Here is a 13,487-nt window from a genome sequence, read left to right as displayed (position 1 = left end):
CACGATCGTGTCGCCGTTGCATTCGGGACCGTGATCTCCCCCTGTGGTATTGCTATGCTGAATGAGCCTTGAAGAGGTATTGAGGGTGCATCGCTTCGCATGACGGCTGACAAAGAGATCGTGCTGAGCGTCCGCAACCTGACCAAGGCCTATTCGGCGGCCGGCGAGCGAATAGCCGTTCTGCGCGGGGTCAATTTGGAGATCGCGGCCGGCGAGCGGGTCGCGCTGACCGGCGAATCCGGCAGCGGCAAGAGCACGCTGTTGCATCTGGTCGCAGGACTCGATCGCGCCGATGGCGGCGAGATCGATGTTGCCGGAGCATCGGTCTCGCAGCTCAACGAAGCGGCCCTTGCGGCGATGCGACGCGACCGGCTGGGTCTCGTCTTCCAGCAGTTCAACCTGATTCCAAGCCTGAGCGTGCGAGACAATCTGGCTTTCCAATCCCGTATTGCCGGACGCCACGACGCAGCCTGGCAAAACGAGCTTGCGGAGCGGCTGGGATTGGCCGCCTTCCTCGACCGCTATCCCGAACAACTGTCCGGCGGCCAACAGCAACGGGTCGCGATCGGCCGGGCGCTGGCGGTCAAGCCTGCGCTCCTGCTTGCGGACGAGCCCACCGGCAATCTCGATGAAGCCACCGCCGACGACGTGCTGTCGCTCACCCGCGACCTTGTCGCACAAACCGGCTGCGGCCTTCTGATGGTGACTCATTCGACCCGGCTGGCCGCAACGCTGGATCGTCATATCCATCTCAGCGCGGGATTGATCGCGTGAGGCGGCCCACCTGGATTCTGGCCGTGCTGCTCAGCCACTGGCGGCGGCATCCGATGCAATTCGCAACGCTTATGATAGGCCTCGCCTCGGCGATCGCGCTGTGGAGCGGGGTGCAGGCGCTGAACCTGCAGGCGCGGACCAGCTACGATCGGGCGGCCGCCGCGTTCGGCGGGGTCCGTACTGCCGCGCTGGTGTCCCGCAACGGTGTTGCTTTCTCGCAGCAACTTTTTGTCGAGCTCCGCCGCGCCGGCTGGCCGGTATCGCCGGTCCTCGAAGGCCGGATCCAGGTCGGCGGCAGAATATTTCGTCTGCTTGGTATCGAACCCGTGACCCTTCCGGCCAACGTCGGCGATACGCCGGCCATCGGCGGCGATTTGCAGGCCTTCGTCATGCCGCCGGGAGAGACGCGTCTAGCGTCTGAGACGCTGGCCGAACTCGGTTTGAGCGAAGGCGCCTCTCCGCAAATCAGTAGCGACGTCGCTTTGCCGCCGCTTCGCGTGGCGGCGCAACTCGCGCCGGGCGTGATGGTGGTCGATATCGGCATCGCTCAGCGGCTGCTGAAAATGCCCGATCAGGTTTCGCGCTTGCTTGTCGGCAAGGCCAGGGGCCCGCGAGCGACACTGGAATCGATTGCGGGCGATCGGCTGCGCCTGATCGAGCCCGATGCGGAGAGCGATCTGGAGCGCCTCACCGACAGTTTTCATTTGAACCTTACGGCGTTCGGCCTGCTTTCGTTTTTCGTCGGGCTGTTCATCGTCAACTCGGCGATTGGGCTCGCATTCGAGCAACGCCTGCCGATGTTGCGGACCTTGCGCGCTTGCGGCGTGTCTGCGCGGCAGCTCAACACGGTATTGGTGATCGAGCTGATTTTCTTCGCCCTCGCCGCCGGATTTTTGGGGATGGTCGGCGGTTATCTGATCGCGGCCGCGCTATTGCCGGATGTCGCCGCATCGCTGCGCGGACTTTATGGCGCGCAAATTCCGGGGCAGCTCTCGCTTCAGCCGCAATGGTGGATCGCGGGCCTCCTCATCAGTGTCGTCGGCGCGCTCCTGGCCGCGACGCAAAGCCTGTGGAAGGCAAGCCGCCTGTCCGTGCTCGCGGCGGCCCAGCCTCAAGCCTGGCATCAGGCGCAACGGCGATGGGTGGTTCTTCAAGCGATCGCAGCCATGGCGGTGTTCGTCGTAGCCTTAGGATTCTTCTGGTTCGGCGATTCGCTGCTGGCGGGTTTTGCGGTGCTGGCGGCGATCATGCTTGGCGCTGCGCTCGCGTTACCCCTGATGTTGGAACTGGCGCTAACGGGCGGCCAACGGCAAGCACGTGGCGCACTTGCGACATGGTTCTGGGCCGACAGCCGCCAGCAGCTTTCGGGATTATCGCTGGCGCTGATGGCGTTATTGCTCGCGCTATCGGTCAATGTCGGCGTCGGCACCATGGTTGAAACCTTCAGCCGAACTTTCATCGGCTGGCTCGACGGGCGGCTCGCGGCCGATCTCTACCTCAATGCACCGGATGACGCGCAGGCCAGAGCCATCACTGCGTGGCTGCGCGAGCGGCGCGACGTCACCGCGATCCTGCCCGGCGGCCGGGCCGACACCCAATTCGCCGGTGCACCGCTCGAGGTTTTCGGCCTTCCCGATCATGCGACCTATCGCGATCGCTGGCCCTTGCTGCGATCTTCCCCGAATGCCTGGGCGCGGCTTGTGGCGGGCGATGCCGCGTTCATCAGCGAACAACTCGCCGAGCGCATGAAGCTTTCGACCGGCGATACGGTCGAGGTGCCGACTCCGGCCGGAAGTTGGAAAATTCGCGTGGTCGGCATCTATGCCGATTACGGCAATCCTAAAGCACAGATCGCGGTCAACTTCGCCGCGCTGACCCGTTACTTTCCGAATACCCCGCTGACGCGAATCGGCTTGCGCGTGCAGCCCGCCGTCATTCCCGCCCTGATGTCGGCGTTGCGGGAGAAATTCGGACTGGATGAACGCAACCTGATCGACCAGGCGACGCTGAAGGCGGAATCCAAACGCATCTTCAACCGGACCTTCGCGGTGACCGCCGCGTTGAATGCCTTTACGCTCGGTGTTGCCGGCATCGCGCTTTTGACGAGCCTGCTCACGCTTGGCAATTCCCGCCTGCCGCAACTCGCGCCGTTATGGGCGATCGGGATCACGCGACGTCAGTTGGCGATGATCGAGCTTCTCAAAACGATGTCGGCCGCCTTGATCACGGCCCTGCTTGCGCTGCCGCTGGGCCTGTTGGTCGCGTGGTGTCTGATCGCGGTGGTGAACGTGAAGGCGTTCGGCTGGCGCCTGCCGTTTCACGTGTTTCCGCTGCAACTGGCCGAGCTTCTTGCGGTGGCGACCGTGGCTTCGCTCGCCGCCGCGGCGATTCCGGTTTTCAAACTGATGCGGTTGCAGCCCGCCGCGCTGATCAAGGTCTTCGCCGATGAGCGGTGACTTCAGATTGTCACGCCGTGCTTTTGCCGGCGGCGGGTTGCTGCTGGCGTCAGCGCAAAAGGCTGCGCGGGCGCAGGGCTTTGCCGGGCTCGGCATGAACGGCCAGGGCTTTGCGCCTGTTATCCCGGGTCGAAAGCTGATCTTTCCCGCCGATCATGGCCCGCATCCCGAGTTTCGCATTGAGTGGTGGTACGTGACGGCAAACCTTACCGATGCAACGGGATCAAGCTACGGCGCGCAATGGACGCTGTTCCGCCAAGCCATGTCTTCAGGAGCACAACAACGAGGCTGGGCCAATCAGCAGATCTGGATGGGGCACGCGGCGGTCACGCGCGCCGATACCCACCGCTTCAGCGAGACCTTCGCGCGCGGCGGCGTTGGACAGGCAGATGTTGAAGCCACGCCCTTTCATGCCTGGATCGACGCCTGGCAAATGCGCGGCCGAGAGGGACTGAACAACGGCACTCTTTCGCCGCTCGAACTCAACGCGGCGGGACCCGATTTCACCTACACGCTGCGCCTCGAGACAGATCGCCCTTTGGTCTTGCAGGGCGAGGACGGCTACAGCGTCAAATCCGAGCAGGGACAGGCGTCCTATTATTACAGCCAACCTTATTTCAAGGCGGCGGGCCACATCACCATCGATGACAGACCGATCGAAGTCACCGGACAAGCCTGGATGGACCGCGAATGGAGCAGCCAGCCGCTGGCTTCCGATCAGACGGGGTGGGACTGGCTGTCACTGCATTTCAACGGCGGCGAGAAACTCATGTTGTTTCGGCTGCGCAGGACCGATGGCCATTCCTTCCTTTCCGGCAAGTGGTTCTCGCCGGATGGGAATGGCCGGCCAATCATCTCTTCCGAGATTGTCATGACACCGAAGGCTTCGACCGGCATTGCCGGACGCAGCATCCCGACCAGCTGGGACATTGCGATCCCGTCGTTGGCGCTGACGATTTCATGCGCGCCGGTGAATCCAAAATGCTGGATGGGAACGCGCTTTCCCTACTGGGAGGGGCCGATCGGCTTTTCCGGGAGTCACAACGGGGTTGGTTATCTGGAGATGACGGGTTACTGAAGGCGGCCTTTCGGAAGCCCAAGAGAACCACAAGGGATCAGCGCGCCATGTTTCATCTCACCGCCCTCGTCACCTGCCTCGCGACCCTGATGTATTTGCTATTCAGCTTTCAGGTCGGAAAGGCACGTGAAGCTTATGGAGTCAAGGCGCCGGCCATATCGGGCAATCCGGACTTCGAACGTGTTTTCCGCGTCCACATGAATACGCTGGAATGGCTGCCGATCTTCCTGCCCGCGCTCTGGCTGTTTGCGATTTACATCAGCGATGCGATCGCGGCCGCGCTCGGCGTCGTCTGGATTGTCGGACGTGTGCTCTACATGACCGGTTACGCAAAGGCCGCCAACAAACGCGGACCTGGTTTTGCGATCCAGGGAGGTGCCGCCATTATCCTCTGGCTGGGCGCGACTGGAGCCATTTTGTGGCGCCTGATTCATCCGTGAACCGAAACCGCCGCATCCCATGCTCGCAATTTTCAATAAATCAAAAAAATCCTGCCGGAACGAGGGCTTGGACCGCTATTTGACTTCAGCCATATGCCAAGTTTAAGTAGCTTTTATAGCAGCAGGCTGCCCCGCCTCATTTTTCGACATCAGCCCCTGAATCGTTTCCGCGCGAAGGTAGTGAGCCCACTCCATGAGTGCCTTTTTCAAGCACCAACTTGCGGATTACGTCGAGTATCATCGTGATCCCTGGAACTGCGCGATGCATGTTTTTGGTATCATCGCGTTGTTCTTCGCCGCCATTCTTCCGCTCAGCCTGTGGCCGATTGGCGCACTCGGCGTGCACACGACACTCGCGCCGATCATGGTGTTGCCGGTGCTGGCTTATTGGCTGGTGCTCGATGCTGCGATCGGCGCCGCGATTCTCGGCGCCGCCGTCGTGCTGCTTTCAGCCGCCGCATTCGTCGTAAGCCATGCGAGCCTCACCGTGATCTGGTCTGTCACGGCCATGTTGATCGTCATCGGCATCGGCTTCCAGGTGGTCGGGCACCGCGTCTTCGAGCAGCGCCAGCCGGCCCTCGTCGATAACCCGACTCATCTTCTGCTGGGGCCGATGTTTGTGATGGCGAAATTGTTCATCGCGCTCGGGTTCCGGCGCGATCTGGCAGCCATTATCCAGACCGCTCCACCGCAAGCGCAGCGCGACCCCTCACCCCTTGCCAACAAACATCAGGTCGAACCGCTGCCACGTTCATGACCAGCGTACTTGTCACGGGCGGTACCGGTTTCATTGGGCAGCACCTTGTGTCGGCGCTGGTGGCGCGCGAAAAAAAGGTCCGCGTGCTTGATCGCCGGCCGCCGGTCTGTGCGATCCCCGGCGTCGAATATATCTCGGGTTCAGTGCTGGATTCGGCGCTGGTCGATGACACGCTGCGGGACGTCGAAGACGTTTATCATCTTGCCGGCCTTCCGGGTATGTGGCTACCCCAGAAGGGCGATTTCCATGCGGTGAATTTTCAAGGCACCGAGGTCGTTATTGCGGCGGCCCGCAAACGCGGCACGGCCCGCTTTCTCCATTGCTCGACTGAATCCATTCTGTTCAGGCCGCCCTCATTGAAGGAGGCCTCTGACGAACGCAGCCTGTTGCCGCCGCAGCAAATGCCGGGCGTTTATACGCGTTCGAAAATGCTGGCGGAGCAATCGGCAGCACAGGCGGCCGCGGCAGGCTTTCCGCTGGTCATCGGCACGCCGACCATGCCGATCGGACCGCACGACCACAACCTTACACCTCCGACCGCCATGCTCCGGCAATTTCTGCACGGGCGCGTTCAGATGTATCTCGATTTCATCGTGAACCTGGTAGACGTGCGCGATGTCGCCGCGGGCCTCGTCCTGGCGATGGAACGCGGGCAGGTCGGCCACCGCTACATTCTCGGCGGTGAGAGCATTTCGTTGGGCAAGATTTTGAAGCTGATGACAACGATCAGCGGCCGCCGCTCTCTCGCTATTCCGGTCCCCGGCAAGATCGCAGAGGCCGCCGCCACCATGCTGGAATTCGTTGCAGACCACGTGACACACCGGCCGCCGGCCGGCACGGCAGAAGGTGTGCGGATCGCATTGCGAGCGACGGACTTGTCGATCGAGAAAGCCCGAAATGAGCTCGGCTACATGCCGCGCCCGATCGAACCGGCGTTGCGCGATACCATTGCGTATCTGCTCAGCACTCCCGAAGCGTCTTGAGGCGGTAAGCGCCTCCTTTGCCTGCGCTTTTTCGCCATTTGCCAGCACCATCCAATCGGGAATATAAGGTCACGCATGATGAACGAGACAAATCCGATTATCGCTTTCGTATGGAGCGGATGGACCGCAACCTGGCCCACCGCATTGCTGGCCTTGATCTGGGCTGCATGGCTCTTGAGCTGGCTGATAGGCTCGTTCTTCTCGGGGCGAACCGAAAAGCATGTGAGGACCTGGGACTCGCGGGCTTACCGCATTCCCATCCTGATCGGCGCCATCCTGTTGACGCCCTGGACGGCGACCGTCCTTGGCGAGAAGCCGCTGTGGCAAGTCGGCACCACCGGCACCTACATCCTGGCGGTCCTCGCTGCCGCCGGTTGCCTGTTCACCTGGTGGGCGCGGATTCATCTCGGGCGTTTCTGGTCGAACGCCATCACGCGCAAGGAAGGCCACCGCGTCATCGACACCGGTCCTTACGGGATGGTTCGCCATCCGATCTATACCGGACTGATCGGCGCCATGATCGGAACCGGCATTGCGGTGGGAACCGCAACCGCGTTACTCGGCACCGCCCTAATCGCTTTTGGGCTCTGGCAAAAGGCGCGCATGGAAGAAGGCTTCCTCTCGACCGAACTCGGCGCGGATGCCTATGGTCCTTACTGTCAACGCGTTCCGATGCTGGTGCCGTTCCTGCCGCAGCGCTGAACTTTGCGGCTCGATGCCGTGAGAGCATTCCGGCCGCCGATCAATGTTTCGGCGGCACCGGCTCTGAAACCTCGACAACCGGCTCGATATGACGCGGAACGATGACGCGTTCGCCCGGCACCAGCGGCGCACGTTCCGCGCCTTTGTTGACCTGGGTGACCGACCACAGCGGCACATGATAGGCGGTCGCGATCGATTGCAGGCTGTCGCCGGGCCGGGCAAACACCGACGTTCCGCTGTCCCAGAGCTCGACGGGTGCTTTTGCGGGAACGACATAACGAATCTGGACGGTGTCACCCTGGGCCTTTGCCGTCGCTAGCTGAAGGACTTTGGTCACAAGTTGCTGCTGCACCGTATCCATCTTCTCGATATTGATGTGCGAAACTTCGTCATGCTGCGAAAGGTCGAAACTCGCATAGTGGCCCCGGAATCCGGACTTCGGCTTGACGTCACCGCCGCCGAGCACACTCTTGGACAGGAAGATGTTGATGAAACGATCGACATTCAGCGGGACGTCGTTCGTCGCATGAGCGGGATCGATGGCGACGACCAGATCCGCGCGGATGCCTTCGCCCTCGAGAATCTCCGCAAAGATCACAGCACAGAGGCCGCCCATCGAATGCCCGATCAGGACGATCGGCTCGGGATTTTCCCGATACTCGTGAACCGCCTGGGCCGCGATCAGGCGGCAGATAGTGAATTCGTAGACGTTGGCGGTGATGCCGGCGTCTTCAAGACGTTCGGTGAGGCTATCCATCCCGCGCGAGAAAATGGGCCCGAGCGCGCCGCGGAACAGATAAACCCGTGGGTGCCGGGCAGTCGTCGATAATCCAGGAGGCGGCGGCGATATCAATGTCTCGGTCGCGGCCGGATCGGCCGCCGCCGGATTGAGGCCACCGTCAAATAGCGAGGTCCATAGCAGTGCCCCGGCAAGGGCCACTGCAACTCGCGCCGGATTGATCAACCGCTCCACAAACCATCCTAACGCTGAGAGCCCGGTGTCGGACGCCGGCATGAGCGGCATCCAAAGGGCTTTATTGACGCGGCCGATGCGCGCGAAGTGCCCTTTTTGGTCAGCCGAGTTGGTAGAATTGTGGCACCTTGCAGCGCCGATAAGGCAAATTGCCGGATCCGAGAGGCCGCCGCGCGTGGCGGCGATAGTTTATCGAGCCAGAATGGGTGCCGCGGATACTTCCCTGGGGCGGCTGCCGAAAGCCACGGCATCGATATCGCTGATCACCCGCCGCTGCATGATCTCGCTCTTTTCGATCGTGAGATGCCCGACGCCGGGAACATTCGACACGTTCACGTTCTCAAGCGTCCCATGCAGTTGCTTCGTCGGTGCGACCGGCTCGCCATTGCCGTTGCCGATATAGTAATTGACGTATCGTCCGACGCGGCCGGACAGGCTGGTGCGAAATACTGAATCAAGTCCAATCGCGAGCTTCACCGGCGCGCCCTGCTGACTGAGACGCGCCACCATGTCGGGCAGCACCGTCGCGCCCGAGGAGTGCCCAACCAGAATGATGGTGTGGATTTTTCCACTCCGGTAGTCGGCCGCGGCCTCGTCGGCGAGAGCCGACCAGCCAAGATAGTTGGTGATCGTGACAGGAATGCCCTGGGCTTCCAGCTTGGAAGCGATGCCATCGAGGCCGAGCGAGAAGACGTTGAGCACGCCGCGCAAGAGATAGACGTGCACGCCGCTGGCACCAGACGCCGGCACGGCATGGCTTGCGGTCGTCAAGGCTGGAAGAGCGAACAGCGCGATCGCCAGGGCCGCAGGCTTCAGGGAGCGCAACCACCATCGCGCGGACAAACCGAGCACGCTGAAAAACTTCGTGGTGACGCCGGATGATGTCATGGTTCCCTCGGGAGAAATTTGGTGGCCGGAACGTAGCCCCGGCATGCTCGCATCTGCAATAAAAGGCAGTGTGAGATTGCGATTTAATCCACGTGGCGTGACACGATTGCAACACCGCGCGTGCCCCGTTACCCCTCGGGAACACGCACGCTTTTTGCCGAGGCTTTTTGGCAGAAGTTCCTTTGTGGACGTCGCCCTTGATACGGCGTCAAAATGGCGCCGCGTCACATGGCCGTATTAACGGCGCCTTCGATCACTTCGTCAGCGGACAGCCGCTCTCTTTGGCACTGAAGAACGCCTTGTCGCCGGGAACCACCGCGAGTTGCTTGTAGTAATCCCAGGGCCTCTTTGATTCGGAGGGCTTCTTGACCTCGAACAGATAGAGGTCGTGCACCATGCGGCCGTTTTCGAGCACCTTGCCACCCTGGGCAAACACATCATCGACCGGAAGCTCTTTGAGTTTCTTGGCAACCGCGTCGGAATCCTTGGTGCCGGCCGCCTTCACCGCTTTCAGATATTGCAGCGTCGCCGAGTAAGTGCCGGCCTGGATCATGTTGGGCATGCGGCCGGTTCGCTTGAAGAAGCGCTCCGAGAACGCGCGGGTCTTGTCGCTCTGGTCCCAGTAAAAGCCTTCCGTGAGCACGAGGCCTTGGGCGGCTTCAAGACCGAGGCCATGCACCTCGGCCAGCGTCATCAAGAGGCCTGCGAGTTTCTGACCGCTCTTCACGATGCCGAATTCCGCCGCCTGCTTGATCGAGTTCGTGGTATCGAGGCCGGCATTGGCGAGCCCGACGATCTTGGCCTTCGAGCTTTGCGCCTGCAGGAGGAAGGAGGAGAAGTCCGACGAATTGAGCGGGATACGGACCGAGCCCACCACCTTGCCGCCGTTTGCCTGGACAATATCGCTGGTGTCTTTTTCCAGCGAGTAGCCGAAGGCATAGTCCGCGGTCAGAAAGAACCAGCTGTCGCCACCTGCTTTCACCAGCGCACCGCCAGTGCCGACCGCGAGCGAATGAGTGTCGAAGGCCCAGTGAAAGCCGTAGGGCGTGCACGCATCGCCGGTGATGCGCGAGGTCGCGGCCCCCACGACGATGTCGATTTTCTTCTTCTCCAGCGACAGTCCCTGCACCGCAAGCGCGACCGAGGACGTCGTCAGCTCGGTGATCATGTCGACGCCTTCGACCTCATACCAGCGCCGTGCGATGCTGGTGGCGAGGTCGGGCTTGTTCTGATGGTCGGCCGTGATGATCTCGATCTTCTGGCCCAGCACACTGTCGCCGAAATCCTCGATCGCCATTTTGGCGGCTTCGAACGAACCCTTGCCGCCGTAATCGGCATAAACGCCGGACTGGTCGTTCAAGATTCCGATCTTGACGCCTTGCGCCGAGGCCGGCGCCGCCAGCATCAGGCCGCAAGCGGCAATAGCGACCGGCAATAGTTTCGCTCTCATTTGGGCCTCTCCCGATTTTGTTTTATGACGTGCAGCTTATTTTATAACCTTAGCCCTGCCCACCCACCTGGAATGAGCCAAAAGTAGGGTCGCGGAGGCGCGGCCTCCGTGGCAACGGCCAGAGAATGTCGTTAATCACGTTTCAGCCAGGCTCGGCCTGCGTCTTCCGCTGCGATCCATCCGCAAGATTGCGCACGATCACGTAGAAGATCGGCGTGAACACGAGCCCGAACAGCGTAACGCCGAGCATGCCGAAAAACACGGCCACTCCGACCGCCTGACGCATTTCCGATCCCGAACCTGACGAGACGACCAGCGGCAGCACGCCGAGGATAAAGGCAAACGACGTCATCAGGATCGGACGCAAGCGCAATCGGCAGGCCTCGATCACCGCTTCCAGACGAGGCCGGCCCTCGAGCTCGATGTCACGCGCGAACTCGACGATCAGGATGGCGTTTTTCGCGGCCAGCCCCACCAGCACCACAAAGCCGATCTGGGTCAGGATATTGACGTCCTGTCCCATGATGCGCACCCCGAGCGTCGCCGCCAGCAGACACATCGGCACGATCAGGATCACCGCGAAAGGTAGCGTCCAGCTGCCATACTGCGCCGCCAGTACCAGGAATACGAACAGCACGCAGATCGGGAAGACATAAAGGCCCGCATTGGCGCCATTGACCTGCTGGTAGGACAAATCAGTCCAGTCGTAGGAGAAGCCGCTCGGCAAGGTCTCCTCCGCCAAGCGCTTCATGATGTTGATCGCCGTGGTTGAACTCGTTCCCGGTGTCGGCTCTCCCTGAAGCTCGGAGGCCGAGTAGAGATTATAGCGCGCGACCCGATCCGGCCCCGCGATATCCTGGAAATCCACCACACTGCCCAGCATCACCATGTTGCCGGCGGCATTGCGTGTGCGCAGGCGCGCCAGGTCGGCCGCCTCCTTGCGGAATTGCAGGTCGGCCTGCGCGGTGACGTGATAGGTCCGGCCGAGGATGTTGAAGTCGTTGACATAGGTCGAGCCGAAATAGGTTTCGACCGCATCCGTCACGTTCTGGATCGGCACGCCGAGTTTCTGCGCCTTGATGCGATCGATATCCACGAAAACCTGCGGCGTGTTGGCTGAATAGGGTGAGAACACCGACGTCAGTCCCGGTGTCCGGCGCGCCGCCGCGACCAGCTCATCGGTCGCCGCCGCGAGCAATTCCGCTCCCCGACCCTGCCGGTCCTGGATCCGCATGGTGAAACCACCACCGGTGCCGATGCCGGGAATCGACGGCGGAGGAATGACGATGATGAACGCGCCTTCGATCACGGAAAGCCGTTTCCGCAACTCGCTTGTGATCGCGTTCGCCGTCAGGCCCTTCTTCAGACGCGCTTCCGGTTCGTCGAAGACCGGAAACAGCGCGGCCGCGTTGCCGGACTGTGTTCGCGTCGCGCCGGAAAGGCCGGCGAACGCCGCCACGCGGACGATGCCGGGCGTGTCGAGCGCAATCCTTTCGATCTCACGGACAATCTCGGTGGTGCGCGCGAGCGAGGCCGCGCCGGGCAATTGCGCGGAGACGATGATGTATCCGCGGTCTTGAGCCGGAATAAATCCCTGCGACGTCGTCGCCAGCAACCAGCCCGCGCTGCCGATCAGCGCCACATAGATCAACAGCATCACCGTCGAATGCCGGATCACGAAGGCGGCGGCGCTGCCATAGCCATGCGACAGCCGGTCGAAGGCACGATTGAAAACGCCGGTGAAGGCTCCCCAGCCCCGCGCAAGGATATTCCAGCGTGCGGGCTCCCGCCTCTCCTGATGCGCCACCAGGATCTGCGACGCGAGCGCCGGCGACAGCGTCAGCGAACAGAAGCATGAAATTGCGGTCGCGACCGCAATCGTGATGGCGAATTGCTGAAAGAACTGCCCGGAAATGCCGCCAAGGAACGCGGTGGGTACAAACACCGCACACAATACCAGCGCGATCGACACCAGCGCGCCGCCGACCTCTTCCATCGTGCGCAGCGCCGCATCACGCTTGCTCAAGCCGTCGCGAAGATGCCGCTCGACATTCTCCACCACCACGATCGCGTCGTCGACCACGATACCTACCGCGAGCACGAGACCGAACAGGGTCAAGTTGTTGATGGCGAAGCCGAGCGCGGCCATCGCGGCGAATGTACCGACGAGCGATACCGGAATCGCCACGATCGGGATGATCGCCGGGCGCCATCCTTGCAGGAAAACCAGCACAACGATGACGACCAGGACCATCGCCTCGTAGATGGTCTTGATCAATTCGTTGACGGATTGCGCGATGAACTCGGTCGGGTTGTAGCCGATGTTGTAGTCGAGCCCTTTGGGGAAGTTCGCCTTCAGCTTGACCATCGCATCGGAAATGTTCTTGGCGGTGGCAAGAGCGTTCGAGCCCGGGCGCTGGGTCACCAGCATCGCCACGGCGGTCTTGCGCAAGAGAAAGCTGTTAGTGGTGTAGTCGAGTGCGCCGAGCTCGATCCGCGCTACGTCGCGCAGCCGCACGGTGCGGCCATCGCTGCCGGCTTTGACGAGAATGTCTTCGAACTGCCTGATATTCTTCAAACGCCCGGTAAAGGTCAGATTGGGCTGAAAGGCGCGGTCCGCGATCGGCGGTCCCGCCAGCTGGCCGCCTGCAATCTGCAAATTCTGCGAGCGGATGGCGGTCAAGACGTCGCCGGCCGTCAGCCCGAGATTGGCGATCTTGTCGGGGTCGAGCCACAGGCGCATGGAATAATCGCGCGCGCCGAAAATCTGGATGTCGCCGATGCCGTCAAGCCGAAGCAACTGGTCGCGCACCTGAAGCAGCGCATAGTTGCTGATATAGAGCTGGTCGAAGGTGTCGTCGGGCGACAACATGAACACGACCATCAGGATGTCGGGGCTGTTCTTGCGCGTCACCACGCCATTGCGCTGAACGTCGTCCGGCAGTTGCGGCGTCGCAATCGCGACCCGGTTCTGGACCAGCACCTG

General features: G+C 61.7%; 11 protein-coding genes. 7 read left to right on the top strand and 4 right to left on the bottom strand.

Annotated elements, in window-relative coordinates:
- Positions 1-99: 99 nt before the first annotated feature.
- The 7 genes from ABSE61_RS13175 to ABSE61_RS13145 all read left to right on the top strand — a co-directional run bounded on the left by ABSE61_RS13175 (position 100) and on the right by ABSE61_RS13145 (position 7,190).
- A complete protein-coding gene (locus tag ABSE61_RS13175) occupies positions 100-774 on the top strand; it encodes an ABC transporter ATP-binding protein (protein ID WP_423871556.1) in 675 nt (224 codons plus the stop codon).
- Complete coding sequence (locus ABSE61_RS13170; RefSeq protein WP_423871555.1) at positions 771-3,230, top strand: FtsX-like permease family protein; 2,460 nt, start codon at positions 771-773, stop codon at positions 3,228-3,230. The genes ABSE61_RS13175 and ABSE61_RS13170 overlap by 4 nt, the downstream gene beginning before the upstream one ends.
- Complete coding sequence (locus ABSE61_RS13165) at positions 3,220-4,308, top strand: lipocalin-like domain-containing protein (RefSeq protein WP_423871554.1); 1,089 nt, start codon at positions 3,220-3,222, stop codon at positions 4,306-4,308. Before ABSE61_RS13170 ends, ABSE61_RS13165 begins: the two co-directional genes overlap by 11 nt.
- A gap of 47 nt (positions 4,309-4,355) precedes the next feature.
- On the top strand, positions 4,356-4,748 hold the full coding sequence (locus tag ABSE61_RS13160; protein ID WP_423871553.1) for an MAPEG family protein: 393 nt from the start codon (positions 4,356-4,358) through the stop codon (positions 4,746-4,748).
- A 193-nt stretch (positions 4,749-4,941) separates the two neighbouring features.
- Positions 4,942-5,505, top strand: a complete 564-nt coding sequence (locus tag ABSE61_RS13155) for an Mpo1 family 2-hydroxy fatty acid dioxygenase (protein ID WP_423871552.1) — start codon at positions 4,942-4,944, stop codon at positions 5,503-5,505.
- The gene (locus tag ABSE61_RS13150; RefSeq protein ID WP_423871551.1) at positions 5,502-6,488 is read left to right on the top strand and encodes an NAD-dependent epimerase/dehydratase family protein; all 987 of its coding nucleotides are present in this window, start codon (positions 5,502-5,504) and stop codon (positions 6,486-6,488) included. Before ABSE61_RS13155 ends, ABSE61_RS13150 begins: the two co-directional genes overlap by 4 nt.
- 75 nt (positions 6,489-6,563) lie before the next feature.
- On the top strand, positions 6,564-7,190 hold the full coding sequence (locus tag ABSE61_RS13145) for a methyltransferase family protein (protein ID WP_423871550.1): 627 nt from the start codon (positions 6,564-6,566) through the stop codon (positions 7,188-7,190).
- Between the two features lie 40 nt (positions 7,191-7,230).
- On the opposite strand, the gene ABSE61_RS13140 is transcribed toward ABSE61_RS13145, so the two are convergent.
- The 4 genes from ABSE61_RS13140 to ABSE61_RS13125 form a co-directional block, all read right to left on the bottom strand.
- Positions 7,231-8,205: a LysM peptidoglycan-binding domain-containing protein gene (locus ABSE61_RS13140; RefSeq protein ID WP_423871549.1), complete on the bottom strand. Its 975-nt coding sequence runs from the start codon at positions 8,203-8,205 to the stop codon at positions 7,231-7,233.
- A 147-nt stretch (positions 8,206-8,352) separates the two neighbouring features.
- Positions 8,353-9,051, bottom strand: a complete 699-nt coding sequence (locus ABSE61_RS13135; protein WP_423871548.1) for a hypothetical protein — start codon at positions 9,049-9,051, stop codon at positions 8,353-8,355.
- Between the two features lie 253 nt (positions 9,052-9,304).
- Positions 9,305-10,501, bottom strand: a complete 1,197-nt coding sequence (locus ABSE61_RS13130; protein WP_423871547.1) for an ABC transporter substrate-binding protein — start codon at positions 10,499-10,501, stop codon at positions 9,305-9,307.
- Positions 10,502-10,643: 142 nt separating this feature from the next.
- Positions 10,644-13,487 (bottom strand): efflux RND transporter permease subunit (locus tag ABSE61_RS13125; RefSeq protein WP_423871546.1); only part of this gene is annotated, 2,844 nt, incomplete at its 5' end.

It is taken from the genome of Bradyrhizobium sp., from assembly GCF_049519115.1.
Classification (GTDB): Bacteria; Pseudomonadota; Alphaproteobacteria; order Rhizobiales; family Xanthobacteraceae; genus Bradyrhizobium.
The sequence above is the reverse complement of the archived record's forward strand: the minus strand, read 5'-3'. Positions and strand labels throughout refer to the sequence as shown.

What these genes read in the sequence shown, in the direction of transcription:
- ABSE61_RS13175 (WP_423871556.1), top strand. Translation starts at nt 100, where the DNA reads ATGACGGCTGACAAAGAGATCGTGCTGAGCGTCCGCAACCTGACCAAG.
- ABSE61_RS13165 (WP_423871554.1), top strand. Translation starts at nt 3,220, where the DNA reads ATGAGCGGTGACTTCAGATTGTCACGCCGTGCTTTTGCCGGCGGCGGG.
- ABSE61_RS13160 (WP_423871553.1), top strand. Translation starts at nt 4,356, where the DNA reads ATGTTTCATCTCACCGCCCTCGTCACCTGCCTCGCGACCCTGATGTAT.
- ABSE61_RS13155 (WP_423871552.1), top strand. Translation starts at nt 4,942, where the DNA reads ATGAGTGCCTTTTTCAAGCACCAACTTGCGGATTACGTCGAGTATCAT.
- ABSE61_RS13150 (WP_423871551.1), top strand. Translation starts at nt 5,502, where the DNA reads ATGACCAGCGTACTTGTCACGGGCGGTACCGGTTTCATTGGGCAGCAC.
- ABSE61_RS13145 (WP_423871550.1), top strand. Translation starts at nt 6,564, where the DNA reads ATGATGAACGAGACAAATCCGATTATCGCTTTCGTATGGAGCGGATGG.
- ABSE61_RS13140 (WP_423871549.1), bottom strand. Translation starts at nt 8,205, where the DNA reads ATGCCGGCGTCCGACACCGGGCTCTCAGCGTTAGGATGGTTTGTGGAG.
- ABSE61_RS13135 (WP_423871548.1), bottom strand. Translation starts at nt 9,051, where the DNA reads ATGACATCATCCGGCGTCACCACGAAGTTTTTCAGCGTGCTCGGTTTG.
- ABSE61_RS13130 (WP_423871547.1), bottom strand. Translation starts at nt 10,501, where the DNA reads ATGAGAGCGAAACTATTGCCGGTCGCTATTGCCGCTTGCGGCCTGATG.